Annotated in this window: 29 protein-coding genes; 13 read left to right on the forward strand and 16 right to left on the reverse strand. The window is 75.0% G+C overall.

Annotation, left to right across the window (positions count from 1 at the left end; genetic code table 11):
- Window positions 1–325: 325 nt before the first annotated feature.
- The 3 genes from ACFV8H_RS21955 to ACFV8H_RS21965 all read left to right on the forward strand — a co-directional run bounded on the left by ACFV8H_RS21955 (window position 326) and on the right by ACFV8H_RS21965 (window position 2,443).
- On the forward strand, window positions 326–850 hold the full coding sequence (locus tag ACFV8H_RS21955) for a SigE family RNA polymerase sigma factor (RefSeq protein WP_380402417.1): 525 nt from the start codon (window positions 326–328) through the stop codon (window positions 848–850).
- A complete protein-coding gene (locus ACFV8H_RS21960) occupies window positions 837–1,583 on the forward strand; it encodes a hypothetical protein (RefSeq protein WP_380402420.1) in 747 nt (248 codons plus the stop codon). Before ACFV8H_RS21955 ends, ACFV8H_RS21960 begins: the two co-directional genes overlap by 14 nt.
- Window positions 1,584–1,672: 89 nt before the next feature.
- Window positions 1,673–2,443, forward strand: coding sequence for a L,D-transpeptidase family protein (locus tag ACFV8H_RS21965; RefSeq protein ID WP_380402423.1), 771 nt, complete (start codon window positions 1,673–1,675; stop codon window positions 2,441–2,443).
- A gap of 40 nt (window positions 2,444–2,483) precedes the next feature.
- On the opposite strand, the gene ACFV8H_RS21970 is transcribed toward ACFV8H_RS21965, so the two are convergent.
- Window positions 2,484–3,023 carry a pyridoxamine 5'-phosphate oxidase family protein gene (locus tag ACFV8H_RS21970; protein WP_380402425.1) on the reverse strand — a complete coding sequence of 180 codons (540 nt, stop codon included), beginning with the start codon at window positions 3,021–3,023 and terminating at the stop codon, window positions 2,484–2,486.
- Window positions 3,024–3,218: 195 nt separating this feature from the next.
- On the opposite strand from ACFV8H_RS21970, the gene ACFV8H_RS21975 reads away from it, so the two are divergent.
- Entirely contained in the window at window positions 3,219–4,256 is a 1,038-nt protein-coding gene (locus tag ACFV8H_RS21975) for a hypothetical protein (RefSeq protein WP_380402428.1), read from the forward strand.
- Between the two features lie 39 nt (window positions 4,257–4,295).
- On the opposite strand, the gene ACFV8H_RS21980 is transcribed toward ACFV8H_RS21975, so the two are convergent.
- Window positions 4,296–4,982 carry an alpha/beta fold hydrolase gene (locus tag ACFV8H_RS21980; RefSeq protein ID WP_380402431.1) on the reverse strand — a complete coding sequence of 229 codons (687 nt, stop codon included), beginning with the start codon at window positions 4,980–4,982 and terminating at the stop codon, window positions 4,296–4,298.
- A gap of 166 nt (window positions 4,983–5,148) precedes the next feature.
- Between ACFV8H_RS21980 and ACFV8H_RS21985 the strand changes: the two genes are divergently transcribed.
- Entirely contained in the window at window positions 5,149–5,385 is a 237-nt protein-coding gene (locus tag ACFV8H_RS21985; RefSeq protein ID WP_380402434.1) for a hypothetical protein, read from the forward strand.
- Window positions 5,386–5,467: 82 nt separating this feature from the next.
- On the opposite strand, the gene ACFV8H_RS21990 is transcribed toward ACFV8H_RS21985, so the two are convergent.
- The 4 genes from ACFV8H_RS21990 to ACFV8H_RS22005 form a co-directional block, all read right to left on the reverse strand.
- Entirely contained in the window at window positions 5,468–6,217 is a 750-nt protein-coding gene (locus ACFV8H_RS21990) for a hypothetical protein (RefSeq protein WP_380402437.1), read from the reverse strand.
- Window positions 6,218–6,433: 216 nt separating this feature from the next.
- The gene (locus ACFV8H_RS21995) at window positions 6,434–8,011 is read right to left on the reverse strand and encodes a sigma-70 family RNA polymerase sigma factor (protein ID WP_380402440.1); all 1,578 of its coding nucleotides are present in this window, start codon (window positions 8,009–8,011) and stop codon (window positions 6,434–6,436) included.
- A 215-nt stretch (window positions 8,012–8,226) separates the two neighbouring features.
- A complete protein-coding gene (locus tag ACFV8H_RS22000) occupies window positions 8,227–9,207 on the reverse strand; it encodes a CAP domain-containing protein (protein WP_380402443.1) in 981 nt (326 codons plus the stop codon).
- A gap of 224 nt (window positions 9,208–9,431) precedes the next feature.
- Entirely contained in the window at window positions 9,432–9,911 is a 480-nt protein-coding gene (locus ACFV8H_RS22005) for a GNAT family N-acetyltransferase (protein WP_380402446.1), read from the reverse strand.
- Between the two features lie 220 nt (window positions 9,912–10,131).
- On the opposite strand from ACFV8H_RS22005, the gene ACFV8H_RS22010 reads away from it, so the two are divergent.
- Window positions 10,132–10,881 (forward strand): hypothetical protein, encoded by a 750-nt coding sequence (locus ACFV8H_RS22010; protein WP_380402449.1) that lies wholly within the window; start codon window positions 10,132–10,134, stop codon window positions 10,879–10,881.
- Between the two features lie 72 nt (window positions 10,882–10,953).
- Here ACFV8H_RS22010 and ACFV8H_RS22015 read toward each other — a convergent pair whose 3' ends face one another.
- The 4 genes from ACFV8H_RS22015 to ACFV8H_RS22030 all read right to left on the reverse strand — a co-directional run bounded on the left by ACFV8H_RS22015 (window position 10,954) and on the right by ACFV8H_RS22030 (window position 14,440).
- Window positions 10,954–12,345: an MFS transporter gene (locus tag ACFV8H_RS22015; RefSeq protein WP_380402451.1), complete on the reverse strand. Its 1,392-nt coding sequence runs from the start codon at window positions 12,343–12,345 to the stop codon at window positions 10,954–10,956.
- Window positions 12,346–12,351: 6 nt separating this feature from the next.
- A complete protein-coding gene (locus ACFV8H_RS22020; protein ID WP_380402454.1) occupies window positions 12,352–13,143 on the reverse strand; it encodes a glycerophosphodiester phosphodiesterase in 792 nt (263 codons plus the stop codon).
- Between the two features lie 89 nt (window positions 13,144–13,232).
- A complete protein-coding gene (locus ACFV8H_RS22025) occupies window positions 13,233–14,021 on the reverse strand; it encodes a hypothetical protein (protein WP_380402457.1) in 789 nt (262 codons plus the stop codon).
- Between the two features lie 68 nt (window positions 14,022–14,089).
- Window positions 14,090–14,440: a hypothetical protein gene (locus tag ACFV8H_RS22030; RefSeq protein ID WP_380402460.1), complete on the reverse strand. Its 351-nt coding sequence runs from the start codon at window positions 14,438–14,440 to the stop codon at window positions 14,090–14,092.
- A 110-nt stretch (window positions 14,441–14,550) separates the two neighbouring features.
- Between ACFV8H_RS22030 and ACFV8H_RS22035 the strand changes: the two genes are divergently transcribed.
- The 5 genes from ACFV8H_RS22035 to ACFV8H_RS22055 all read left to right on the forward strand — a co-directional run bounded on the left by ACFV8H_RS22035 (window position 14,551) and on the right by ACFV8H_RS22055 (window position 18,662).
- Window positions 14,551–16,092, forward strand: coding sequence for an ATP-dependent DNA ligase (locus ACFV8H_RS22035; RefSeq protein WP_380402462.1), 1,542 nt, complete (start codon window positions 14,551–14,553; stop codon window positions 16,090–16,092).
- Window positions 16,093–16,297: 205 nt separating this feature from the next.
- On the forward strand, window positions 16,298–16,516 hold the full coding sequence (locus ACFV8H_RS22040; protein WP_380402465.1) for a ferredoxin: 219 nt from the start codon (window positions 16,298–16,300) through the stop codon (window positions 16,514–16,516).
- A 92-nt stretch (window positions 16,517–16,608) separates the two neighbouring features.
- Window positions 16,609–17,838 carry a cytochrome P450 gene (locus tag ACFV8H_RS22045; RefSeq protein WP_380402466.1) on the forward strand — a complete coding sequence of 410 codons (1,230 nt, stop codon included), beginning with the start codon at window positions 16,609–16,611 and terminating at the stop codon, window positions 17,836–17,838.
- Window positions 17,839–18,040: 202 nt separating this feature from the next.
- The gene (locus ACFV8H_RS22050; protein WP_380402469.1) at window positions 18,041–18,217 is read left to right on the forward strand and encodes a hypothetical protein; all 177 of its coding nucleotides are present in this window, start codon (window positions 18,041–18,043) and stop codon (window positions 18,215–18,217) included.
- Window positions 18,218–18,320: 103 nt separating this feature from the next.
- Window positions 18,321–18,662, forward strand: a complete 342-nt coding sequence (locus tag ACFV8H_RS22055) for a hypothetical protein (protein ID WP_380402472.1) — start codon at window positions 18,321–18,323, stop codon at window positions 18,660–18,662.
- Between the two features lie 130 nt (window positions 18,663–18,792).
- Here ACFV8H_RS22055 and ACFV8H_RS22060 read toward each other — a convergent pair whose 3' ends face one another.
- The 3 genes from ACFV8H_RS22060 to ACFV8H_RS22070 form a co-directional block, all read right to left on the reverse strand.
- Entirely contained in the window at window positions 18,793–19,077 is a 285-nt protein-coding gene (locus ACFV8H_RS22060) for a DUF427 domain-containing protein (RefSeq protein ID WP_380402474.1), read from the reverse strand.
- A 99-nt stretch (window positions 19,078–19,176) separates the two neighbouring features.
- Window positions 19,177–19,413: a DUF6296 family protein gene (locus tag ACFV8H_RS22065; RefSeq protein ID WP_380402477.1), complete on the reverse strand. Its 237-nt coding sequence runs from the start codon at window positions 19,411–19,413 to the stop codon at window positions 19,177–19,179.
- A 23-nt stretch (window positions 19,414–19,436) separates the two neighbouring features.
- On the reverse strand, window positions 19,437–19,673 hold the full coding sequence (locus ACFV8H_RS22070) for a DUF2277 domain-containing protein (RefSeq protein ID WP_380402479.1): 237 nt from the start codon (window positions 19,671–19,673) through the stop codon (window positions 19,437–19,439).
- Between the two features lie 215 nt (window positions 19,674–19,888).
- Here ACFV8H_RS22070 and ACFV8H_RS22075 point away from each other — a divergent pair, with 215 nt between their 5' ends.
- A complete protein-coding gene (locus ACFV8H_RS22075; RefSeq protein WP_380402482.1) occupies window positions 19,889–21,115 on the forward strand; it encodes an MFS transporter in 1,227 nt (408 codons plus the stop codon).
- Window positions 21,116–21,118: 3 nt separating this feature from the next.
- Here the strand turns inward: ACFV8H_RS22075 and ACFV8H_RS22080 are convergent, their stop codons facing one another.
- Window positions 21,119–22,375, reverse strand: coding sequence for an alpha/beta hydrolase (locus ACFV8H_RS22080; RefSeq protein WP_380402485.1), 1,257 nt, complete (start codon window positions 22,373–22,375; stop codon window positions 21,119–21,121).
- Window positions 22,376–22,480: 105 nt separating this feature from the next.
- Between ACFV8H_RS22080 and ACFV8H_RS22085 the strand changes: the two genes are divergently transcribed.
- The gene (locus ACFV8H_RS22085) at window positions 22,481–22,942 is read left to right on the forward strand and encodes a MarR family transcriptional regulator (protein ID WP_375897423.1); all 462 of its coding nucleotides are present in this window, start codon (window positions 22,481–22,483) and stop codon (window positions 22,940–22,942) included.
- A gap of 34 nt (window positions 22,943–22,976) precedes the next feature.
- On the opposite strand, the gene ACFV8H_RS22090 is transcribed toward ACFV8H_RS22085, so the two are convergent.
- Together ACFV8H_RS22090 and ACFV8H_RS22095 are read right to left on the reverse strand one after the other, a co-directional pair.
- Window positions 22,977–23,495, reverse strand: coding sequence for a gamma carbonic anhydrase family protein (locus ACFV8H_RS22090; protein WP_380402488.1), 519 nt, complete (start codon window positions 23,493–23,495; stop codon window positions 22,977–22,979).
- A gap of 57 nt (window positions 23,496–23,552) precedes the next feature.
- The gene (locus ACFV8H_RS22095; protein WP_380402491.1) at window positions 23,553–24,857 is read right to left on the reverse strand and encodes a serine hydrolase domain-containing protein; all 1,305 of its coding nucleotides are present in this window, start codon (window positions 24,855–24,857) and stop codon (window positions 23,553–23,555) included.
- Window positions 24,858–25,225 lie beyond the last annotated feature (368 nt).

Consider the following 25,225-nt stretch of genomic DNA (forward strand, 5'->3'; position numbering starts at 1 on the left):
CCACCGTGCACGCCCGGGCGCCCCCGTGCGCCCCTGGCCGTCCCGGGGCGGACGGGCCATGGTGGTCCCCACGGCCCGCCTGCCGCCCGGCCTAGCCCCGGCCGGCACGCGGGCCGTCCAAGCCCTCCCTCCCCGCACCACCGGGGCCGCGTCCGGAGCCCGCCCGGGGAGCTGCGAAAATTCTTCCGACGGGCAGGCAACCCGGTCCGCCGCCCATCGCGTTCAGCAGCCGTGAGAACGACACGAACGAGGACGCGGCCCGCCGGGCCGCCACGGCTGACGGGAACGGTGCGGGAACCATGGCAGGGGCAGGGGCGGCAGCAGGATGAGGGACGCGACACCGGACTTCACGGAGTTCGTCGCCGCCTGCGGCCCCAAGATGCTGCGTACGGCCTGGCTGCTCACCGGGGACCGGCACCAGGCCGAGGACCTGCTGCAGACCGCACTCGCCAAGGTCTGGCCCCGCTGGGAGCTGATCGCCCGCGAGCGGCCCGAGGCGTACCTGCGGAAGGTGCTGGTCAACTGCCACGTCTCCTGGTGGCGGCGGCGCTGGACCGGCGAACTCCCGCACGAGGAGCTGCCGGAACCGACGGTCGCCCGGGCCGACCCCTACGAGGACGTGCTGCTCGGGCAGGTGGTCGCCGAGGCGGTCCGCTCACTGCCCCCGCGGCAGCGGGCCGTGGTGGTGCTGCGCTTCTTCGAGGACCTCAGCGTGGAGGAGACCGCCGAGGTGCTGCGCTGCAGCACCGGAACGGTCAAGAGCCAGTCGCACCGGGCGCTGGCCGCCCTGCGCGGACGGCTCCCGGCCAGGGAGCTGCTGCTGGACGGGGGACGTCGTGAACTCGTCTGATCCACGCGACGGCGCCGGAGCGGCGGAGGACGAGCTGCGCGTCCTGCTGCACGAGGCCGTCCCGCCCCTGGCCGCGCCGAAGGACCGGATGGAGCGGGTGTTCGCCCGGGCCGCCCGGACCAGGCGGCGACGGCGCAACGCCGGCCTCGGGTTCGGCCTGGCCGGCGGACTGGTCGCCGCCGCGCTGGCCGCCGCCCCGGCGATCGCGCCGAGCCCGGACCCGGCGCAGGAGGCCGCGGGGCGGCCGACCGCCACCGCCTCCCCGCTCCCCACCGCAACGGGCGCCCCGCTCCGGTTCCCCGAGGTCGACGGGCTCCTCGCGACCCTGCCGCCGGGCTGGTTCTCGGAACCCGTCACCGGCGCCCCGCACCAGGCCGTCGGGTACCTGGCCAACCGGCCGTTCAATCCGAACGGGCCCTGCTTCGGGCTGCCCGTCCCCTGCGGCGCATCGGCCGCGCAGCCGGCCCCCGACCGGGTACTGCTCACCCTGCGGCTGGTGAACGCGCCGGACACGGCCGGGCAGCCCGACGGAGCGACCACCGGGATGACGGAGACCTCCCTGGACAAGGAGTGCTCGACCCGCAACGGCAACCGGGAGCTCGTCGGCCGGCGGAGCGTCGACCTCAAGGGGCCCGCCCTGGTCGAGGTGACGGCCTGCGCCCTCGACCCCTCCGAACGGACCCTGCGGCAGGTGCAGCAGGTGCTCGACTCGATCCGGACGGCCGACCGCTGATCCCCTGACGCCCGGGCCGCCCCGCCCCGGCCCGTCCCCGTCGCCGCCCGCACCCGTCGCCGCCCGCACCCACCCGAAACGGAACCGCCGTGTCCCTACCCCGTCATGCCCTCGTCGGGCTGGCACTGCTCCTGGTGAGCTGCGCCCCCGCGGCCCGGGGGCCGTCCTCCGCGACCGCCCCCGCCCCGACCGCCCCCGGCACCTCCGTGCCGGACCTCCCGGCCGAACCGCCGGCCGTCCCCGTCGCGGCACGCCCGGCCCCGCCCGAGCTGCCGCTCCAAGTCCCGGGCGTCGGGCCGCAGTTGCGCAGCGCGATACCGGCCGGGACCCGGCAGGTGCTGGTGGTCACCGGCGACGACGCCGAGTCCTCGACCGGGCACGCCGTGCTCTACCGCGACGACGGCGACGGCTGGCGCGCCGGGCCCACCTGGCCGACCCGCAACGCCGTGCACGGCTGGACCACCGACCACCGCCAGGGCGATCTGCACTCCCCCGTCGGGGTGTTCACGCTCACCGACGCGGGCGGCCGACTGCCCGACCCGGGCGGCCGGCTGCCGTACCACCGGTCCGACGACTTCGTGATGGGCGGCACCGGCTTCGAGGGGGAGCCGCTGGCCGGCTCCTTCGACTACGTGGTCGCCATCGACTACAACCGGGTCCCCGGCTCGACCCCGCTCGACACCCGCCGCCCGCGCGGCACCGGGTACGGCGGCGGGATCTGGCTGCACGTCGACCACGGCGGGCCGACCCACGGCTGCGTCAGCATGACCGCCGACCGGATGCGGGAGCTGCTGCTCGCGCTCGATCCCGCGCTGCACCCGGTGGTGGTGATGGGGGACGCCCGGAACCTCGCCCGCTGAGCACGGACGCGGCCTCCGGGCGGGCCCCGGCGGGCTGCGGTCAGGTCCGCGGCTCGGCGAGCCGGCCCCCGTCGAACCGGTAGGCGGTCTGGCCGAAGCCGCCCTTGGCGAAGGCGAGGACCTTGGCCGGCCGCACCGCGAAGACCAGGGACGCGCCCCCGTCCTGGTGGGCGAAGCCGTCCGCCGTCACCCGGAACCGCCACTCGCCGTTCCACTTGGCCGCCCAGGCGGCGGCGAGACGTTCGAGCGCGGGGCGCGCGGTGACCCGCACGGCCACGCCCTCCACCACCACATCGAGCCCCCGGTCCCAGTGGTCGCAGCCGGTGGTCAGCGCCACCTGTCGGTTCCCGCCCAGGTTCACGGCCTTCTGCTCCGCGGCGCCGGTGGTGAAGTGCAGCTGCCCGTCGAGCCACACGGCCACCAGGGGCGTGACGTGGGGGCGTCCGTCGGACCGCACCGTGGTGATCCAGAACAGCTGTGCCGACTCCAGCACCCCACGGACGGTCTCCCACGGCGTCGCGCCCGAACCGGGGTCGCTGAACCGTTCGTCGAACCGGACTTCCGGGTCGTTCGTGCTCATTCGTCGCTCCTGTCAGGAGGATGTGGCCGGACCCCACCCCACCGCGATCGGTGGCTACGGGGCAAGGTGGCCGCCGACCCCGGCCGTCGACGGCGACACGCCCCCCACCGTGCGCCCTTGCGGCCGGAGGGCCGTCGCGGCGACCCTTGGGACGAGCGACGGCCGGCACAGCCTTGCCTTCGAAAGGGCACCCCCATGCCTCAGGACACCGCGTTCACCCTCCCCTTCGACGCGGCGACCAGCCCGGACGCCGACGCGGCCCGGCGGCGCAGCCTGCTCTGGTGCCGGCGGCAGGGACTCGTCGCGGACCCGGTCGACGAGGCGCGCTTCCTGCGCTGGGACATCGCCGGACTGATGGCCGTCTGGAACCCCCGGACGAGCGGGGCCCGGCTGGACCTGACCGTGGACGCCGTCGTGGTCGCCACCTTCCTCGACGACCACGTGGACGGCCCGTTGGCCGACCGGCCGGAGCGGGTGGCCGCCGTCTGCGCGGAGTTCGCCCGTGTCATCGCCGCCGGCGGCCGGCCCCCGGCCGGTGCCGGGCCGCTGCTGCGGGCCTTCGGCGACGTGTGGCGGCGCCTCGCCGACGGCGCCTCCCCCGCCTGGCTGGAGCGCACCGGACAGCACTGGCAGTGGTACCTCGGCGCGTACGCCCAGGAGGCCCGCAACCGCGCCCACCGACGCGTCCCGACCCTCGCCGAGTACGCCGAACTGCGCCGCCGCTCCGGCTTCGTGTACGCCATGCTGGACCTCAGCCAGAAGGCCTACGGCTTCGAACTCCCCGACCGGCTCTACACCCAGCCCGTGGTGCGCCGGATGGCCGACATCACCGCGGACGTCGTCGACACGCTCAACGACGTCCACTCCGTCGAGAAGGAGGAGTCGCGCGGCGACCTCCACAACCTCGTCCTCGTCATCGAGAACGACCCGGGCCGAGCCCGGAGCCGGGATCTCGGCCGGGACCACGGCCGGGACGGGGCCCCGGACCGCGCGGACAGCATCCGGGAGATCCAGGGCATGGTCACCGCCTGGTGCGAGGAGTTCCTCGTCCTGGAGCAGCGGCTGGCGAGCGGCGTCGGGCCACGGGAGGCCGGAGCCGCCGCCCTGATCACCGACTGCATGCGCACGGCCATGAGCGGCTACCTGGAGTGGAGCAGGACCACCCGCCGCTACTCCCACCTCGTGCCCGCCGGCGAGGCCGCCCTCGCCGCCGACCTCGTGCAGGCGAACTGACCTTTCCCGCAGGGCCTTTCGGCCCCGGGCCCTGGGCCCCTACGACTCCAGGGACTTGGCGGCGTCCCGGATGACGTCGAGGACGAAGTCGGGGTGCGACAGCATCGGGACGTGGCTGCTGTCGACGTCGAAGGTCTTCGCGCCCATCCGCTCGGCGGCGGCCCGTTCCAGGTCGGGGTGCACGGTGCGGTCGTTGTTCGCGACGATGTACCAGCTCGGCTTGGTGCGCCAGGCGGTGCCGGGGACCTGCTGGGCGAACAGGTCGGGGACGGGGACGGCGCCCGTCGCGAGGACCAGCTTCTGCTCGGCGGCCGGCAGGTCGCCGCAGAAGTCGCCGATGCCCGCCTCCAGCAGCCACAGACGCCCGTCGGAGACGCCGACGTGCGCGAAGACGGGCGTCGGCGGGAACTTCTCCTGTTGGCCCACCGAGGTCTCGTCCTCGTCCGGGGCGAGCGCGGCGATGTAGACCAGGGCGCCCACCCGGTCGTGGACGCCGGCCTTGGTGATCAGGGTCCCGCCGTAGGAGTGGCCGACCAGCACCACCGGGCCCGGCACGTGCTCGATGGCCCGGGTGACGCACGCGACGTCGCCCGCGAGTGAGTCGAGCCCGTGCTGCGAGCTGTAGACCTCGTGGCCCTCGGCCTGGAGCGTGGGGATGAGCTTGTTGAAGCACGACCCGTCGGCCCAGAGCCCGTGGGCGAATACGATGCTGGCCTTACCGGCCATGACGTCCTCCTTCGTCCTTCGTCGGTACCGCGCCGTGACGGAACACGGACCACTGCGGCCAGTATCCGTTCGGTCACCGTGCGCGGCATCCCGGCCGCACGCCCCGGGGCACGGCGCTCTCCGGCGTCGCCCGTAACCCTTGCGGCGCACTTTCGTTGGACCGGCCATGAAGAAGCGCAGCATGCTCGCCGTCGCCTCGCTCGCCGTCGGCGTGGTGGCCTCCCTGACCGCTCCGAGTGCGCACGCCAGCGAGATCGGCGGCCAGGAGGGCCTGCCCGGTCCGCTGACCAGCGCCCCGGACGCGGTGCCCGGGCAGGTCGGGGACGCGGGCGGCGTGGTCGGTCAGGCCACCGGCTACGTGACCGGCTCGGCGGACGGCCTGGCGCCGGTCACCCCCGCGTAGGTCAGCCCCTGACTCCTCGGGCGGGCCCGGGGAAGGGCGGGTGCGGCCGTCGTGCGGCTCCCCTCCCCGGGCCCGGGTCGGGTCAGGCGCGGAGGAGGTACCAGCCGCCCAGGCCGCTGCAGGCGGTGTTGACGTAGGCGCCGAGACGGTAGCCGGCCGGGACGGGCTGGTACGGGCAGACCTGGAGGCCGACTCGGGCCACCACCTGGAACCAGGAGCCGATGCCGCCGCAACCGGGCACCTGGTGGCCGGTGTTGACGTAGCCGGGCGGGATCGGCGAGCCCGCGCAGGTCCAGATGCCGTCCCTGGCGAGCTGCATGAACCAGGCGTCGATGTTGGCGCAGCCGTTGCCGTTGGCGACGTGGGAGGTCAGCACGTAGCCGGGCGGGATGGGCGAGGTGCCGCAGGTCCACAGACCGTCCACCGGCAGGCGCATGTACCAGGCATCGTAGCCGTCGCAGCCGGTGGGGTTGTGCCCGGAGAGCACGTAGCCGGCCGGAATCGGCGAGGTGGCGCAGGTCCAGATGCCGTCCCGTACGGGCTGCTGGTACCACATGCCGGCGCCGTTGCAGCCGTTGTTGGTGTGCATGGTGAGGACGTAGCCCGGGGTGACGGGCGCGCCCCGGCAGATCCAACCGGGCCCGGCCGCAGCGGCGTTGGCGGCGGCGGCCGATGCGGCGGGGGCCCCGGTGGGTGCGGCGGAGGCGGGTGCGGCACCCGCTCCGACCAGGACGGCCACCAGCAGCGCGAGCGCCCCGGCCAGGGCGGCGAGCCGGCTCCGGAGGGCGGCGGTCGACGAGCGGTCCAGCAGTCGGTCACGTAGTTCTGTCACTTCACACCAGTCCTGTCGGCAGGTCCGTAGGGCCCCGCACGGCGGCCGTGCGGGCGCCGGGGTGGTGGAACCGGTGCGACAGTAGCAAGGATTGGAACGCTCCAAGAGGGTTCCAGGGCGGCCAGCATGCCCACGTCAAAGGTTGGCCGGAAACGCTCGCCCGGACCGACCCGGGCGGGGCCGCTCCGGGCCGGAGCGGGGGCGGGAGCGGGCCGGTCAGGACATCGGGGCGCCCAGGTCCTGGGTCCACAGGGTGCCGGCGGGGCTGGTGGCGACGCCGACGCCGATGTCCTTGAAGCCGCAGTCGAGCATGTTGGACTGGTGGATCCCGCCGTCCATCCAGCGGGCGAAGACGCTCGCCGCCGTGGTCGGGCCCCGGTCGAGGTTCTCGCCCCACTGGGACCAGCGGTAGCCCGCCGCGGTGATCCGGGCGTCCGTGCGGACGCCGTCCGGGTTCACGTGGTCGAAGAAGCCGCGGGCGGCCATGTCGTCGGAGTGCTTCTGGGCCGAGGCGTGCAGCCGGGGGTCGATCCGCAGCGGGGCGCAACCCGCCTTGGCGCGTTCGGCGTTGACCAGGTCCACCAGCTGACGTTCCGGGTTGGGCTGGGGCGCGGCCGGGGTCGACCGGGTGACGGTGGGCGAGGGTGTCGGGGTCGGGGTCCCGGTGGGGGTCGGCGTCGGCGTGGGGGTGGCGGTCGGGGTGTCCGGGACGGTCGCTGGCAGGGCCACCGGGGTGTCCAGGGCGGCGGCCGGGACGGTGGGCTCGGGCACCGCCGGGTGCGGCGGCTCGGTGGGGTTCGACCAGACCAGGGCCAGCGTGGTGACGGCCACCGCCGCGGCCGTACCGCCCGCCAGCGCGGCCTTGCGGGCAGCGGTGCCGGCCCAACCGCCGTGCGCGCCACCGCCGGTGGCCGCACCGGCAGCCGTACCGCCCGCGCCCGATCCCGCACCGGCCGCCGCCGTGTGGGCGCCCGCCGCGGCGGTCGCGGCGGTGTGCTGGAGGTGCAGCAGCGCGGGCGAGGCGGACGGGATCGGGACCAGCGCGAGGCCGGCCAGCAGACCCTCGGCCGGGAAGAGGTCGCGGCCCAGGCCGTCGCAGCCGGCGCAGCCGCGGATGTGCCGGGCGATCCGCTTGCGCCAGACCGAGTTCGGGGTGCCGTCGAACCCGGCGGTGACCTCGACGAGTTCGGGGCAGCGCGGGTAGGCGCCGAGGGCGCGGACCACGACCCGCCCGGCCTCCAGCTGCTTCTTCATCCGCTGGACCCGCACGGCGGCGTGCGGCACGGTCAGGTCGAGGGCCTCCGCGAGTTCGGCGCGGGTGAGTTCGCCGGCGGCCTCCAGCCACCACAGGGCGAGCAGTTCACGGTCGTCCGGATCCAGCCAGCGGGTGGCCTCGGCCACCTCGCGGCGCTGGCCGGACAGGCCCAGGCGCAGGATGGTGAGGTCGGTGAAGTCGGCCCGGGGGTCCGGGACTTCCCAGGCCTCGTCCAGGCCGCCGACGGTGGGCTGCTGCTGCCCGGCGGCATGCCGGCGGCGGACCTGGTTCATGGTGATGGCGACCAGCCAGGAGCGGAAGGACTCCGGGTCGCGGAGCCCGTCCAGGCCGTCCAGGGCGCGGATCATGGTCTCCTGGGCCACGTCGTCCACGTCGGCGTGGCCGCGCAGGGCGCGGCCGGCCACGTTGTAGACGAGCGGCAGCCAGGTGGCGACCAGGGCCTCCTGGGCCTGTCGGTCACCTGCCTGCGCCGCGCGTACCAGGGTCGTCCCGGTCCTGTTCTGCACATCAGCGTTCATGGTCCGCACTCCGTCTTGCCGTGTTTCCGTCCGCCGCTGCCTCCTCGGAGACCTGTGGGGAGTGATCAGATAACAACAATGTGCGCGGAATCGGAAAATCGGACTGCCCGGTGGCCGGAGGTACCGGCCACCGGGGGTGAGCGGAGGCGGGGTGAGCGGAGGCAGGGGTCAGGGGCGAGCGGCGGGAACGAGGGGTGGGGCCGGGGCGGGCCCGGTCAGGCCGGGGCGGCGAACACCTGGGTCCACCACGGACCGTTGGCGCCGGTCCGCACCCCCACCCCGAGCTGCTTGAAGTCGCAGTTCAGGATGTTGGCGCGGTGGCCGGGGCTGTTCATCCAGGACTCCATCACGGCCGCCGGGTCGCTCTGGCCCCGGGCGATGTTCTCGCCCCAGGTGCTCCAGCGGTAGCCGACCGCCTCGATCCGGTGGTCGGCGTGGTAGCCCTCCGGGCTGGCGTGGTCGAAGTAGTTGCGGTTGGCCATGTCGTCACTGTGCGACTGGGCCGCGCTGGCCAGCCGGGGCTCGGCGGCAACCGGGCCGCACCCGGCCTTGGCCCGCTCGGCGTTGACCAGGTCGACGACCTGCTGCGCGAACGCGGGGGACGACCCGCCGCCCGCCGGGGCCGCGGCGGCCCGCTGGGCGGTGCCCGCGGCGGCGTTGGCGCTCGGGCGGGTGGTCGCCGGGCTCGGCTTGGCGGTGGCGGTGGCGGTGGCCGTCGGGGTCGGCGTCGTGGTGGGCTGGGCCGTCGGGGAGGCGGTGGCCGTCGCGGTGGCCGACGGGCTCGGGGTGGCCGACGGACCCGTCGCCGTCGGACTGCCCGAGGGCGGCACCGCGCCCGCGAGGCCCGCTCCCCCGGCGCCCGGCACCTGGATGCCCTCGTGCGTTCCCACCTCGGCGGCGACCAGCGAGTCGGCCGCGGCGGCCTGCCCGGCGAGGTCCCGGTCGCTCTGCTTGCCGCCGTACGCCGCGTAGCCCGCCCCGGCCAGCGCGGCGATCAGGCCCGTCCCGGCCACGGCGGCGACGACCGCGGTCACCGGCACGAACCCGCCGCGCCGACGCCCCCGACGGCCGTGGCCGGTGTGCCGCTGGGCGGCCCGCCGCGCGGCCCGGCCACCCGGGCGGCCGTGGCCACCGCTCCCGTCGGCGCCGCCGCTGCCGCTCGCCGGGATGATGGTCGTCCTGTCGTCGCTGTTCACGTGGCCACTGCTTTCTGTCCAGGTCGGCTGGTCGGGTGCCGACACCTGGGAGACCCCCCGGCGGAACGCCGATAACAGAAACTCCGAACGAATGTCCGGCGACTTGGTCACGTGATCCGGTCGGGCGCTCCGGTCGGCCGTTCCAGCGGGCCGAGCGGGCTCAGCGGACCGGGCGCAGCAGGCTCGACGGGCGCAGCAGGCGCAGCAGGCTCAGCGGGCCGGGCTCAGCGGGCCGGGCCGTCCGGGGCCATGTCGTAGGTGACGAACATCGTCCGGGTGGCGACCTGGTCGTACTTGCTGCGCGCCCGGTGGTTGTCGTCCGCGGTGATCCAGCGCACGGTGCTCCAGCCGCGCTCGGCGGCGATCTCCCGCAGCCGGGCCAGCAGTTCGTCCACCGCCCCGCCGCCGCGCACCTCGGGCGCGACGAACAGGTCGTCCAGGAACCCGGCGACCGTGCCGTGCAACGGCCGGGCGAACGGCCGGAAGTGCGCGAAGCCGACCGGCGTCCCCGCGCCGTCCCGGACCAGCAGCCCCTCCACTTCGTGCTCCGGGTCGTTGAGCCAGGACCACACCAGCTCGGCCTTCTCCTCCGGCATCGGCACCCGGTAGAACTCGCAGTACCCGCGGAAGAGTTCGCGCCAGCGCGGGTAGTCCCCCTCCTGCGGCGCACTGATGCTCCAACGGTTCACGGCGGCGGTGCTCAACTCGGTCTCCTCGCTGGTCGAACGGCTCGGGCCAGCATGCCGCCCCGTCGCCCGCCCGCCGATCTCCACCCCGGCCAACACCACCCGCCCCGCACTCCACTCCGGCAGTTACCCCCGGGCCGTTCCTCCGGTTCCACCCGGGAGGGTGAAGGGCTTCTCCCCGCCGGACACCATCGCCTACGGTGGGTCATCCCGACAGCACGGAACGGAGGTTCCGGCGGTGGACGAACCGACGGAGCAGTACCAGAGCTACAGCTGGCAGGACGAGGACGGAGGCCGGTACACCGCCTTCTACCCGGGCACCGAGGAGGCCGACGAAGTCCGCAAGGCGCGGCTGCGCGCCATGGGTGCCCGCGCGTCGGAGGACCTCCGGGCCGAACAGGAGCAGGGGGCGGGAACGGGGCGACCGGGCACCGTCCGGGCCGGAGCCGGGTGGAGCCGGTCCGTCACCATCGACCTCAGGAACCCCACCCCGCTGCCCGGTCCGCAGCTCGACCCGCAGTGGCTCCGGACCTGGTGCGAGGAGACCGGCGCGGCCCTCGCCGGGTTCACCCGGTCCTTCGCCGCCAGGTACGGCTTCCCGCCGGGCGAGAACGCCTTGGTCCACGCGACGGAGGCCGGCCGGCGGGCGGCGGACGCGCTCGGCGACCTGCTGCCGGTGCCCCCCGACCTGGCGACGCTCTACGGGGTGCTCGACCGGGCCTCCCTGCCCGATCTCGACAACGGCTACTTCATCCACCCGCCGGGCGCCGTCACGGCGCACGTCCGCGAGTACGGCGTCCCCGTCATCGAGGGCGAGCGCCTGGCGCTGGTCTTCGGCAGCGACGGCGCGGGCCACCTGTTCGCGAGCGGACACAGCGGACGGGTCTGGAGGTCGACCACGGCCTCCCACGACGACGCCTTCGAACCCGTCGCCGCCACCCTGGAGGAGTTCCTCGACGGAATCGGCCGGCTGATCGCGGGCCCCTGAGCTCCTCCGCTCCTCCACTCCTCCGGGCGGCCGGGCTGAGCACCCGGCCGCCCCGGGGGGCGGACTGCGGACTCAGAGCCGCTCGGGGACGGGGTTGCCGACCGCCTCGATGGCCCGGCGGACCGGGACCTTCACCAGGACGGCGAAACCGATCACGAAGAAGATCAGCAGCGAGATGATCGCCGAGCGGTAGCTGCCGGTGACCTGGTAGGCGAGGCCGAAGACCAGCGGGCCCATCCAGCTGGTGCCGCGGTCGCTGACCTTGTAGAGGCTGAAGTACTCCGCCTCCCGGCCCGCCGGGATCAGGTGCGAGAACAGCGAGCGGGAGAGCGCCTGGCTGCCGCCGAGCACCAGGCCGATCATGCAGGCCAGGACGTAGAACCAGACCGGCTGATGGGCCGGCATGAAGTAGCCGAGGGCCAGGGTGACCACCCAGCCGACCAGCGAGCCCAGGATGGTCTTCTTGGCGCCGTGCCGCTGGGCGATCCGGCCGAGCAGCAGGGCGCCGCCGATCGCCACGATCTGGACGATCAGCACCGCGATGACCAGGGTGCCCTGCTCCATGCCGAGTTCCTCGCTGCCGTACAGCGAGGCCTGCGAGACGACGGTCTGGATGCCGTCGTTGTAGCAGAGGAAGGCCGCCAGGTAGAGCAGCGTCAGCGGGTGCTTGCGCATGCTCTTGAGGGTGCGGCCGAGTTCGCGCAGGCTGCCGGCGGCCGGCTGGTCGGGCGCGGCCTCGGCGCGCGCCCGGACGACGCCGGCCCGGGAGGGCAACCGCAGCATCGGGACGAGGGTGAACAGCGCCCACCACAGGCCGGCCGAGGCCAGGCAGATCCGCACGGCGGTGCCGGAGGAGAGGCCGAGCGCCTCGTGGCCCTGGAACAGCGCCAGGTTGGCGATCAGCAGCAGTCCGCCGCCCGCGTAGCCGTACGCCCAGCCCTTGGAGGAGACGGCGTCGCGCTCGTCGGGGGTGGCCAGGCCCGGGAGGTAGGCGTAGGAGAGCGCCACGGACACCGCGTACGAGATGTTGGCGACCACCAGCAGCGCGCCGCCGAGCAGGTAGCGGTCGCCGTCGAGGAAGAACATCCCCATGGTGGCGAGCGCGCCCACGTAGGCGAAGCCGCACATCAGCTCCTTGTGCCGCCCGGTGCGGTCGGCGACCGTGCCGGTCAGCAGCATCACCGCGACCGAGATCAGCACGGAGAAGGAGACCGTGTACGGGAAGAACGATCCGGCGCGGATCGCCAGGCCGAGCGGGTGCACGTCGCCGGACGCGTCGGCGGCGTTCTTCGCCACCTCGGTCAGGTACGGCCCCAGGAAGACCGTCAGGACGGTGGCCGAGAAGGCGGCGTTGGCCCAGTCGTTGATGTACCAGCCGAACTGCATCCGGCGCAGGGCACGGCCGTCGTCGGCGGCCGCCGGCGGCGACGAGACGTCGTCCGGCAGGTGGTCCGTGGTGCTCATGGGCTCCTATTTCACTGTGCTGGAGCCGGTGCTGCCGTCCGTCCAGCAGCCGCGCTCGCCGAGGACGCCCTTCAGGACGTCGATGCGATCCGCCATGATGCCATCCACACCCAGGTCGAGGAGAGACCGGATCCGTGTGGCATCGTCCACAGTCCACACGTGGACCTGCAGGCCGAGGCGGTGGGCGGCCCGGACGAAGGCCCGGTCGACCACCCTGATCCCCCGGTGCCGCTCCGGCACCTGGGCGCACACCCCGGCGAACGGCGCCCCGCCCCGCGCCAGCGGGCCCGCCAGCGAGCGCAGCCGGAGCCGGGCCACCTCGCGCGGGCCCAGCGAGGTCGCCAGCCGGGGGCCGGCGGCGGCGCGCACGGCGGCGATCCGGCTGTCGGAGAAGCCGCCGACGCAGACCCGGTCCCAGGCGTTCGTCCGGCGGATCGCCTCGACCAGCGGCCGCACGGCGGGCGCCGCCTTCACGTCCACGTTGAACCGGGCCGCGGGGAACGCCCCGAGCAGGTCCTCCAGCAGCGGCACCGGCTCGGTGCCGCCGATCCGGGCCCGCCGGACGGTCTCCCACGGCAGCTCGGCGACCGCCCCGGCGCGGTCGGTCACCCGGTCGAGCCGGGAGTCGTGGAAGGCCACCAGCACGCCGTCGGCGGTGGCGTGCACGTCCGTCTCCAGGTAGCGGTAGCCCAGCGCCACGGCGGCCTCGAACGCGGCGAGCGAGTTCTCCGGGTGCCCGAGCTCACCGCCCCGGTGCGCGAAGGCCAGCGGCCCCGGGTGGTCGAGGAAGGGGTGCATGCGGTGCTCCGAGCTGCTGGGAAGGGACGCCGCGCGGCCCGCTCCGACGGCGCCTCGGGACCGCGCGCGTTACAGTATTACGCACCCTGTCAAGGAGTAACGGCCGTGGGCGTCGGCTCCGGCGACGCCCCGGCAGTGACGAGCCGATGGATCTGCGCGGTCACCAGGCCGGTGGGCAGGGCAGGGGCGAGCGCGGTGTCGTCACCCTTGTAGAACACCGCGCGGTTGTCGCCGACCGCCGCGTACAGGTAGAGCCGGGTGAACCCGCCCCGGCCGGCCATCGCCCCGGTGGACGACAGGAGGCGGAAGCCGACGACCGGCACCTCCAAGGTCTGGAAGGCCACCGGCTCGACCTCCAGCGGCTCGGCACCGGACCGGTCGTTCAACCGGAGGCTCGTACAGCCGCCCCCGTGGACGGCGTCCCGCAGCGCCTCGAAGTCCGCCCGCGCACGGCCGCCGGGGACGCCGGCCAGCTGGACCGACGTCCGGTTGCCCAGGATGTTGTCGCCGGTGACGTACGTGAGCCGGGCGGCGTCGGCCGACTGCTCGATCATGGCGTCGAGGACCGGCGCACAGGCCGGCTTCCGCTGGGCAGCCCTGGCGATCGTCGCCACCGTGGCGTCGGACGGCGGCGCCTCGTCCTCGGTGGTGGTGCCCGGCGGCAGCTCGGCGACGGGCGCCAGCGCCGCCCGCAGCTGCTCGCCGGACAGTGGTGCGAGCGGCCGCCAGGCCGTCACGACCTCCGGCGGGACGGTGGCCGGCGCCTTGGGCACCGGAGCGGACGCGGTGGGCCGAACGCCCGGGTCGGCCGTGCAACCCACCGCGAGAGCGAGCAGCGCCAGGGCCACCAGTACCGTCCGTGCGGCGTGCCGTGCCAAGGATCTCCCCCGTCTCCCGCCCTGCCGACGGTTCGCCCCTCGGAACGGGGCGGCGGCGGGCGCGGCCATTATGGCCGCGGGGTGCGGCGGTCCGCCTCGGGTTTTCCGTCCTCGAACGGTCCGGTGGCCGGGGGCCCGTCGAGCTCCTCGGTGCGGCGCAGATCGTAGAGGTAGGATTTGCCCGCCTTCCAGCTGCGCCAGGGGCCGAGCGTCGGGAACGGCCCCTGGCCCGGACGGCCGGACAGCGGCCAGCCGTTGGCGGTCCCGTCGGCGCCCACGGTGCACCAGCCCCGCTCGGGCAGCCACCGGCACCACACGTCGAGGTCCAGGCGCTTGAACGACGGTCGGCCGTTGAACTCGCCGTCCCGGCGGTAGCGGTGGACCAGGCCGTCCGCCCGGCGCACGAACTCGATCGACACGGCCGCTCCCCCTCACCGGTCAACCGCTGGACGGGAAAGGCTACCCGCCCGGGCCGTCGGAGTGCAGGGCCGGGGAGCCGCGCGGATGCTGGGGGTGGAGGTGGCGGCGGATGGGGTTGCGGCGGTTGGCGGAGGTGTCGCGGGAGGTGGCGGCGGAGCCCGGGCGGCGGGCGAAGGTGGGCCTGTTGGCGGGGTGCCTGCGGGAGCTGGGCGCCGAGGAGGGGGCGGCGGCGGCGGTGCTGCTGTCGGGTGAGGCGCAGCGCCTGCGGACGGGGGTGGGGTGGGCGGCCCTGCGGGAGTTGCCGGCGCCGGCGGTGGAGGCCTCGCTGGGGGTGCGGGAGGTGGAGCGGGAGCTGGAGCGGATCGCCGGGGTGCACGGGGCGGGGGCGCAGGCCGAGCGGCGGCGGCTGCTCGCGGGCCTGTTCGGGCGCGCGACGGAGGTGGAGCAGGGGTTCCTGCGGGCGGTGCTGGTCGGGGACCTGCGGCAGGGGGCCCTGGACGCGCTGGTCGGGGACGCGGTGGCGCAGGCGGCCGGGGTGCCGGTGGCGGCGGTGCGGCGGGCGTTGATGTTCCGGGGGTCGGCCCGGGCGGTGGCGCGGGCCGCGCTGGCCGGTGGGGCGGAGGCCTTGGCGGGGTTCCGCCTGGAGGTGGGGCGGCCGGTGCGGCCGATGCTGGCGGCGTCCGCACCGGACGTGGCGTCGGCGCTGGAGCGTACGGGTGCGGCGGCGCTGGAGTGGAAGCTGGACGGGATCCGGGTGCAGGTGCACCGGGACGGCGGGGAGGTCGCGGTGTTCACCCGTGGCCTGGAGGACATCACGGCGCGCGTGCCCGAGGTCGCGGAGGCGGCGCTGGCGTTGCCGGTGCGGTCGGCGGTGCTGGACGGCGAGGCGATCGCGCTGGGTGCGGACGGGCGGCCGCGTCCGTTCCAGGAGACCGCGGCGCGCACCGCCACCCGGCGCGATCCTGACCGGTTGCGGGCCGAAGTCCCGCTCAGCGTGCGGTTCTTCGACCTGTTGCACCGGGACGGTGAGGACCTGGTGGACCGGCCGGGCCGGGAGCGCTGGGCGGCGCTGGCCGGGGCGGTGCCGGAGGGTCTGCGGGTGGCCCGGATCGAGACCGGGGACCGGGCGGAGGCCTTGGCGTTCTTCCGCGGGGCGCTGGCGCTCGGCCACGAGGGGGTGCTGGTGAAGGACCCGGCGGCCGGGTACGCGGCCGGGCGGCGCGGGGCGGGCTGGATCAAGGTGAAGCCCCGGCACACCCTGGACCTGGTGGTGCTGGCGGCGGAGTGGGGCAGCGGCCGGCGGCAGGGGTTCCTGAGCAATCTGCACCTGGGGGCGCGGGCGGCGGGCGAGCCGGGCCTCGGCCCGTGGGTGATGCTCGGGAAGACCTTCAAGGGGCTGACCGACGCCACGCTCTCCTGGCAGACCGCCGAGCTGCTCGCCCGGGAGGTCGACCGGGACGCCCGCACGGTGCGGGTGCGGCCGGAACTGGTCGTCGAGATCGCCTTCGACGGCCTCCAGCGCAGCCCCCGCTACCCCGCCGGGCTGGCCCTGCGGTTCGCCCGGGTGGTGCGGTACCGGCCGGACAAGAGCGCCGCCGAGGCCGACACGGTGGCCGCCGTCAGGGAGTTGGCCGCCGCCGAAGGCCTCTGAGGCCGTCCGCGCCGCCCCGCCCGACAGCCTGGCGCCGGCTGAAACGCATTGCGCGGCAAGGGCGTTCACGCAGGAGCCGAATCGGCCATTCTTGCCGATCCGTTCGCCCTACCGCTCCGTAGGCGGACCAGCGGCGGCTAGGTTGACCGTGACAACGAGAGGCGGCCGCCGGGCAGCCGGCGGCGCCCTGGCGAGAGGTGCCGACATGCAGGTGAGCGTCGACCGGGACCGCTGCTGCAGCTCCGGAATGTGTGTGATGAACGCCCCCGCGGTCTTCGACCAGGACGAGCGGGACAGTCTTGTGACGCTCCGTCAGGTCGTACTGCTGCCCGAGCAGTTCGACGACGTCAGACTCGCCGCCGAGCTCTGCCCGGGCCGGGCGATCACCGTCACCGAGGACGAGCCCGCCCAGGCCGAGGTCTGACGGTCCCCACCTGCGGCCCCGCAGGCCGCCGGGAGGCCTCCCTGCACCCGGCAACCCCACGAGGACACCCGCAACACGAGGAGACCCCCGCCTTGACCGCCGTACCCACCGCCCCCGCCGTACCCACCGCCCCCGCCGTCCCGCTGCTGCCGGCCCCGCACTCCAGCGGCTGCCCGTTCGGCCCGCCGCCCGTGTACACCGAGGCCGCCGCCACCGCGTCGATGACCAGGGCAGAACTCCCCGACGGCGACGCCTGCTGGCTGGTCACCGGCTACGCCGAGGTCCGCACCGTGCTGTCCGACCGCCGGTTCAGCGCCGACGTGCGCCACCCGGCCTTCCCGCTGCTCGTCGCCGGCGCCCGCGAGGAGCTGGTCACGGGCAAGCCGAACTTCCTGCGCCTCGACGACCCCGAGCACGCCCGCCAGCGCCGCATGGTCACCGGGGACTTCCTGGTCAAGCGGGTGGAAGCGCTGCGCCCGGAGATCCAGCGGATCGTGGACGAGGCACTGGACCGGATGACCGCGGGCCGGACCACGGCCGACCTGGTCACCGACTTCGCGCTGCCGGTGCCCTCGCTGGTGATCTGCGAGCTGCTCGGCGTGCCGTACGAGGACCGCGACCGCTTCCAGGGCCTGAGCCGCACCCTGCTCAGCCGGGACAGCACCGTGGAGGAGCTCCGGGTGGCCCAGGAGGAGGTCCAGGACTACCTGCGCGACCTGACGGCCCGCAAGCGCGCGCAGCCGGAGGACGACGTCCTGAGCCGGCTCGCGGCGCGGGACGACCTGAGCCCGGACGACGTGGCCGGCACGGGCGTGCTGCTGCTGGTCGCCGGGCACGAGACCACCGCGAACATGATCGCGCTGTCCACCGCGCTGCTGCTGGAGCACCCGGAGCAGGTCGCCAGGCTCGCCGACCCGGCCGCGCTGCCCGGCGCGGTGGAGGAGTTGCTGCGGCTGCTGACCATCGTGCACACCGGGCTGCCCCGGGTGGCGGTGGAGGACGTGGAGCTGGGCGGGGTCACGATCCGGGCCGGGGAGGGCGTGATCGCGATGCTGTCCACGGCCAACCGGGAGGAGGCGGTGTTCGGCGGCGCCGGGTACCGGTCGACGGACGAGCTGGACCTGGACCGGGACGCCCGGCGGCACCTGGCCTTCGGCTTCGGCGTGCACCAGTGCCTGGGCCAGCCGCTGGCCCGCGCGGAGCTGCAGATCGCCCTGGAGACGCTGTTCCGGCGGCTGCCGGGGCTGCGGCCGGCCGGGGAGCGCGCGTTCCGCACGGAGTCGTTCATCTACGGGATGCGGTCACTGCCCGTGACCTGGTGATCCTGCGCCGCGGCGGTTCTGCGCCCCGGTGATCCTGCGCCCCGGGGCCCGCCGCCCGGCGGGCCCCGGCCGCCGGGTGCGCGGGTCACCCGGCTGGCCCCCGCGCCGGCGCGGGGCCCGGCGGCAGGGGCGAGGGACAGACCCGGCCCGACCGCGCCCGCGTCCGGGCGCGCCGGGGCCGGCCGAGGAGACGGAGCCCGCGATGACCGACATGAGCGAACGCTCCGCAGTGAGCACCGACCGCGAGGAGGACGTCCGGGCCGCCGATCCGGAGGAGGGCGTCACCTCGATGCAGAACCTGCACGCACAGGACACCTCCCAGGCGGAGGGCGACCCCATCCTGGACGAACCCGGCGCGAGGGGCCCGGACCGGGCCTGACCGTCCGCCACACCGATCCGACCGCCCGGCGGGACCGGGCGGTCCTTGTGACCGCAGGTGTCGCTGCCCGGGTGGTGGCGCACCGGCGGGGGAGGATAGGCGCATGACCGAACACGATCAAACCGACCGGCAGACCCGGCCGCCCGCGGACCCGCGCACCTCGTGGGCGACCTGGACCACCCAGTCGATCATCAGCGGCCCCGGCGGGGTCACCACCACCGAGGTCGGCCCCATCTCCGGCGACCTCACCGTGCACACCACGTGGGTGGACGGCGAGGCACGGCTGACCGTCCAGTACACCGGCGCGCTGGACTGGTACACGGTGTCCGGCAGCCCGGTCACCGCGACGGACGAGAGCACCGCGCGGGCCGTCCACCAGGCGATGGTGAACGGCGTCAAGACGGGGCACGGAGCGGTCGCCCCGCCCCCGGCCCTCGGCGGCTGACCGCACCCCCGTACGGAACGGGACGGCCTCCGGCGCGCAACGGCGCGGCCCCCGCGTCCGGCCGACCGGGCCCGGGGGCCGGACACGCGGCTCGGACGCGGGACAGAGCGCGGGGCCGGGGGGGCTGCCGCTACTCGGCGATCTCCACCCCGCGCCAGAAGGCCACCCGCCCCCGGACGTGCTCCGCCTCCGGCTTCGGGTCGGCGTAGTACCAGGCGGCGTCCGGGTTGGCCTGCCCGGCCACCTCCACCGTGTAGTAGTTCGCCGTGCCCTTCCAGCCGCACACCGTGGTGGTGTCGGAGGGCCGCAGGAACTCGGCCCGGACCGCCTCCAACGGGAAGTAGTGGTTGCCCTCGACGAGGACGGTGTCCTCGCTCTCGGCGACGACGGTGCCCTGCCAACTCGCTGTGGTCATGGGCCGATTGTGCCGCACGGGCGCGCCCGCGACCCGCGCTTCGGGAGGATTGCGCGGCTCGGCGGGTGCTCGGCGGCGGCTCGGGGCGGCCCGGGTGGTTCAGGGCAGCGGGTGGGCGTGCACCGGCAGGTGCGGGGTCTGGTGGCCGCCGCTGGCGAGCATCCGGACCTCCCCGGCCTCGCTGATCTCGGCCCGGACGATCCCGCTGGCATCCTCGTAGACGGGGTGCCCGCCCGGGCCCTTGGCGCTGGTCCGGATGACCACGACCACGTCCTGCGGGGCCTGGGTGCCGGGCGTGCCGGGGAAGGTGAGGGCGTAACGGTCGACGGGTTTCATCGGCGGATCCTGCTCCTCGCGTCTCAGACGGTCGCCCCGGCGGCACGGGCGTGCGAGCCCCGCACCTCCAGCTCGTCGAGCAGCCGGGCGGTGGCCTCGGCGACCGCGTCCACGGCCCGGTCGAAGGCCTCCCGGTTGTGGGCCGCCGGTGCACGGAAACCGGACACCTTGCGGACGTACTGCAGCGCGGCGGCGTGGAAGTCCTCCTCGCCGGCGTCGGGCGTGACGGGCGGGCGCAGCGTCTTGATGTTGCGGCACATGAACCCAGTCTTGCGCGCGGGGGCCGCCGAGGCGAGCCCCCTGCGCCGCACGCCCCCGATTCGTCACACGGGCCTCACGGGGACGTCATCCGGGCCGATTAGGATTCTCGACGAACGAATTCCCTCGCCACGCACCCGCCGCGCGCCCCACCGCCCGAACCGCCCGCACCCGCCACGCCCCCCGCCGGGCGCGGGCATCACCCCGGAGTCACCCCTTGCCTCTCGCGCTGTTCGCGCTGGCCGTCACCGCTTTCGCCATCGGGACCACCGAATTCGCCGCCATGGGGCTGCTCCCCCAGGTCGCCGACAGTCTGCACGTCTCCATCCCGCAGGCGGGCTGGCTGATCTCCGCGTACGCGCTGGGGGTGGTGGTCGGCGCGCCGCTGCTCACCGCGCTGGCGGCCGGGAAGCCCCGCAAGGCGGTGCTGGTGGCGCTGGCCGGGCTGTTCGCGACCGGCAACCTGCTGTGCGCGCTGGCCCCCGACTTCTGGACGCTGGCCGCCGCGCGGCTGATCACCGGGCTGCCGCACGGCGCGTTCTTCGGCGCCGGGGCGGTAGCCGCCGCCGAGCTGGTGGCGCCGGACCGGCGGGCCCGGGCGGTCGCGGTGATGTTCTCCGGGCTGACCGTCGCCAACATCGTCGGCGTCCCGGCCGCGACCCTGCTCGGCCAGCACCTGGGCTGGCGGGCGACCATGCTGGTGGTGGTGCTGATCGCCGCCGCCGGGACGCTCGCCATCGCCCGGCTGGTGCCAGCCCTCCCCTCCCCCGGCCAGTCCGGGCTCCGGCACGAGCTGCGGGCCTTCCGCAGCGGGCAGCTGTGGCTGGCGCTGGCCACCGTGATGGTCGGCTGCGGCGGGATGTTCGCCTGCTACAGCTACATCGCGCCGCTGCTCACCGAGGTCTCCGGGTACGCGGCCGGTTCGGTGACCGGGGTGCTGGCGCTGTTCGGGGTGGGGATGACGCTCGGCAACGTGATCGGCGGGTTCGCCGCCGACCGGGCGCTGCGGCCGACCGTCTGCGTCTCCTTCCTGCTGCTCTCGGCGACGCTCGCGCTGTTCGCGGTGACCGCGCACGCCCGCTGGTCGGCGGCCGTCACGGTGGTGCTGATCGGGCTGTTCGGCTTCGCGATCGTGCCCGCGGTGCAGACCCTGGTGCTGCAGAAGGCCCGCAGCGCACCCACCCTGGCCTCGGCGACGGTGCAGGGCGCGTTCAACCTGGCCAACGCCCAGGGGGCCTACTTCGGCGGGCTGGCCCTGGCCGCCGGGCTCGGCTGGACCTCGCCGACCCTGGTGGGCGCCGGTCTGGCCGCGGCCGGTGCCGTGGTCGCGGTGCTGGCCTGGGCGGCCGACCGGCGCCCGCCCGCCCCGGTCCCGGTGGAACCGTCGGCGGAGCGGACGGGCATGCCACTGACACCGGCACCGGCCCCGGCACCGGCACCGTAGGAGTCAGCCGCGGCGCAGCGCGGTGAGCTCCGTCGGGGCGGCGCCGCGCCACCAGGTGGGGTCGGCGGAGCCGTCGGTGGTGCGTCCGTCGCGGTGGACGTAGTGCCGGACGTCGCGGCCCGGGTCGGCGAACTCGCCGGCCAGGGCGCGCTCCAGCCACTCCGCGCCGAAGCGGAAGGCCTCGGCGGCCACCCCGCCGAGCGGGTGGAACTCGTCCTCGTAGACCCGCAGCTCCTTCGGGGCCCGGACCCGCTCGAAGCTCGCCAGGGCCTGGGTGAGGTCGGTGAGCTCGTCGAACTCGCCGATCCCGTAGAGCACCGGGCAGGTGATCTCGGCCACCAGGTCGCCGAGCGGCATGCGGTGGGCGAGGTCGCGGTCGAAGGCCTCCTCGTCGGTGTACCCGGCCATGTACATGTAGTTGTTCTTGAAGGTCGGCTGGGCCCGCTCGAAGATCGTCGCGAAGTCCCCGGTGACGGCCTCGAAGGCGGCGAGCGCGGCGATCCGGCGGTCGGTGGCGGCGGCCCGGGAGCCCCAGTAGCCGCTCATCGAGATGCCGAACATGCCGATCCGCTCGGCGTCGACCTCGGGGAGCTCGGCCAGGTGGTCGAGGTAGCGGCCGATCGCCCGCTCGTAGTTGCCGAGGTCGACGGTCAGCCCGCCGGCCCGGGTCTGCCCCTGGCCGGGGCCCTCGATGGAGAGCGCGACGATGCCGCGGGAGGTGTAGTAGCGCTCGGCCGCCCAGATGTAGTCCTCCTTGATCATGTCCATCCCGGGGCCGAGGATGACGGCGGGCGCGTTCTCGACCCGCCCGGCGGGCAGGTGCAGCAGGGCGTGGATCGTCGAGCCCTCGAAGTCCAGCACCACCCGGCGGACCCGGCCGTCGCGCAGGGCGCCCAGGCGGTCCACGCAGTGGTCGGTGTGGGCGCGCAGCACCGCCTTGCGCGGGTCGGTGGCGTCGAAGATCGAGTACTGGGCCCGGCCCCACATGACGGCGGCCCGCAGGTAGAGGTCGGCGGCGGTCTGCGCGAAGCCCCCGCGCTCGTGGTGGGCGGCGCGCTCCTCGGCCTGGCCGGCCACCGTCGCCCACGCCTTGGGCAGCATGGCACCGCTCCTGACCAGGGCGAAGACCTTGGCGAAGTCGGTGTGGTCGTGGCCGAGCTGCTCCATGGTCCCGACGGCCTCGGGGTGCAGCGCGTCGAAGCCGCCCTGGGCGAGGGCGATGTCCAGGGCCCAGTTCTGGCCGGTCGAACGAGTGGTCATGACGGTCTCCTCCTGGAGCGCTGTAGATAAGTACTTAGTGAGTAAGTACTTATCCATTAAGTACTGAGGCTAGTCTGTTGTCAACCCGCCGAGGAGGAACCCACCATGACGACCGCACCGCCGCCCGCGCCCGAACGCGCCCAGGCACTCGACCGCCTGGCCCGCGCCGCCTACCGGCTCAGCGCCGCGGACTCCCGGCTGCGCGGGCGCGCCACCCGCACCCCGGGCGCCCTGTCCCTCACCCACGCCCGCGCCCTGCGCACCCTGGCCGAGCGGGGGCCGCTCAGCATCACCCAGCTCGCCGCCGGCACCGAGACCACCGGCCCGGCCACCACCCAGCTGGTGAACGGCCTGGTCACCGCCGGCTACGTCACCCGCACCCGCCCGCCCGAGGACAAGCGGTCCGTCCTGGTCGCCCTCACCGAGGACGGCCGGGCCCGGCACGAGCAGCGCCAGGCCGCCCTGGCCGAGGCCCTGCACGCCGACCTCGACGACTACGACGAGGAGGCCCTGGACCGGGCCGCCGAGGTGCTGCGCCGGCTGTCCGCCGTCTACGACCGGCTGTAGCGGCGGACAGCCGACACTCCCTAGACCTCCCGGTCTAGACCTCCCGATGCGCCTCGGCGAGGAGCAGGTAACCCTCGCCGTTGGCCTTGATCCCGGCCCGCTCCTCCTCCGTCAGCTCCCGGCGGACCTTGGCCGGGACCCCCGCGACCAGCGAGCCGGGCGGGACGTCCATCCCCTGGGTCACCACCGCGCCCGCCGCGACCAGCGAACCGCCGCCGATCCGGGCGCCGTTGAGGACGGTGGCGTTCATCCCGACCAGGACGTCGTCCTCGACGGTGCAGCCGTGCAGCACCGCGTTGTGGCCGACCGAGACCCGCTCGCCGACCACCAGCGGGAAGCCGGGGTCGGCGTGCAGGGTGCAGTTGTCCTGGATGTTGCTGCCCGCGCCGACGGCGATCGACTCGGCGTCGCCGCGCAGCACCGCGCCGTACCAGACGCTCGCCCCGGCGGCGACGCTGACGTCCCCGACCACGACGGCGTTCGGCGCGAGGAAGGCGCCCGGGTCGACGGCGGGCACCTTGCCCCCGACGGTGGCGATCAGCGGCTCTGCCATGACTGGTCCTCCTGGTGGTGCTCGGCTGCACTGTCGCCGGTCAGCGTAGGGGGACGGTCAGGGCGCGGGGAGGGCGAGGTCGGGGGCGAGGCCGGGGGCGGCGGGCGACGACTGCGGGCCGCACAGGGCGGTGACGGTCAGCCGGTTCCAGGCGGCGTTGGCGGCCCTCCCGTCGCCGATGTCGTAGGCGGTGACGACGGAGGCGAACTGGCGCCTGCCGTCCGCCGAGCCGAGCATCAGGGTGTTGTACCCGGGGATGCCGCCGGCGTGGCCCCAGAAGGTGCCGCACGGGGTGTCCACCCGCTGGAGGCCGAGGCCGTAGCCGCGGCCCCCGCCGGTCGCGGTGGTCCGCTGCATCTCGGCCAGTTCGGCCGGGGGCAGCAACCGGCCGCCGAGCAGCGCTCCGAGGAAGGTGGTGAGGTCGGCGGTGGTGGAGATGCCGGCGCCGGCGGACCCGGCCATCGAGGGATCGAGCAGGGTGACGTCCACCGGGCCTTCGGCGGTCTTGAGGTAGCCGTGGGCGTGCGGGCCCGGGACGAAGGGCGAGTTGCCGGGCATCGAGGTGCCGGTGAGGTGCAGCGGGCGGATGATCCGGCGGGTGACCTCCTGCTGCCAGCTGTGCCCGGTGAGCTTCTCGATGATCATCCCGACCAGCACGAAGTTGGTGTTGGAGTAGGCCCAGTCCTGGCCGGGCGGGAAGGCCGGCGGGTACTTGTTCGCGATGTCGACCAAGTCCTGGAGGGAGTACGGCCGAAAGCGGCCGCCGTTCAGCCAGCCCTCGTCGGTGGACTCGAAGGCCGGGTCCTGGGTGTAGTTGGCGACGCCGCTCGTGTGGTCGAGCAGTTGCCGGACGGTGATCGCGGCGCTGTTGGGCACCACGCCGGGCAGCAGGCACTCCAGCCGGTCGTCGAGGTCCAGCCGGTGTTCGCCGACGAGTTGGAGGAGGGTGGTGGCGACGAAGGTCTTGGTGGCGCTGCCGATCCGGAACCGGCCCTCGGGGTCGGCGGGGCCGCCGGTGCCGAGGTCGGCGACACCGGTGGCGTTGCGCCACTCCAGCCGGCCGTCCTCCCGGACGGCGGCCAGGGCGGAGGTGGCGTAGCCCGGGCCGGTGAGGCCGGCCAGGGCCGCGTCCGCGGCGGCCCAGTCGGCCCGGCCGGCGGCGGAGTCCGTCCGGTCGGCCGGGTCGGCGGCGGAGAGGTGGAGGGCGCCGCGGCAGTCGGCGGCCGGGCGCGGTGCGGCGGGCGCGGCGAGGGCTGCCGGGGCGAGGGTGGCGAGCAGGCCCGCGGCTGCGGCGGCCGTGACGGCGGCGCGCAGCAGCGGACGGCGGGGCCTCCGGACCGGGGCGGTCGGATCGGCGGTCATGCCGGTCTCCCTGGGTCAGGGCGCCGGAGTGTCAACTCCGACTGTTTCCATGGGCCTTGACACCATGGCAGGACCGGTCCGCAGTCGTCGTCAGCCTCCCGGAGGGCCCACTACCCTGACCGTGGCCCGGGGCCGTACCCCGAGAGGTCTCGGGGTACGGCCGGGGGCCGGGCCCAGGACGGGCCCTAGAACGCTGATGAAGATGTTGGGTTCTGGCCCCACCGCGTGAGCGGTGGGGCCAGACTCGTTTCTGTGGCGATGGGGGAATGGGCTGGGGAGACGGTCGGGCCGGACGTGTGGGAGACGTGCCGGGAGCTGATCCCGGCGGGGAGTGTGTTCGCGTTCCTGGCCGAGCACCGGGGCAGGCT

The organism is Kitasatospora sp. NPDC059827 (genome assembly GCF_042731675.1).
Lineage (GTDB): Bacteria > Actinomycetota > Actinomycetes > Streptomycetales > Streptomycetaceae > Kitasatospora.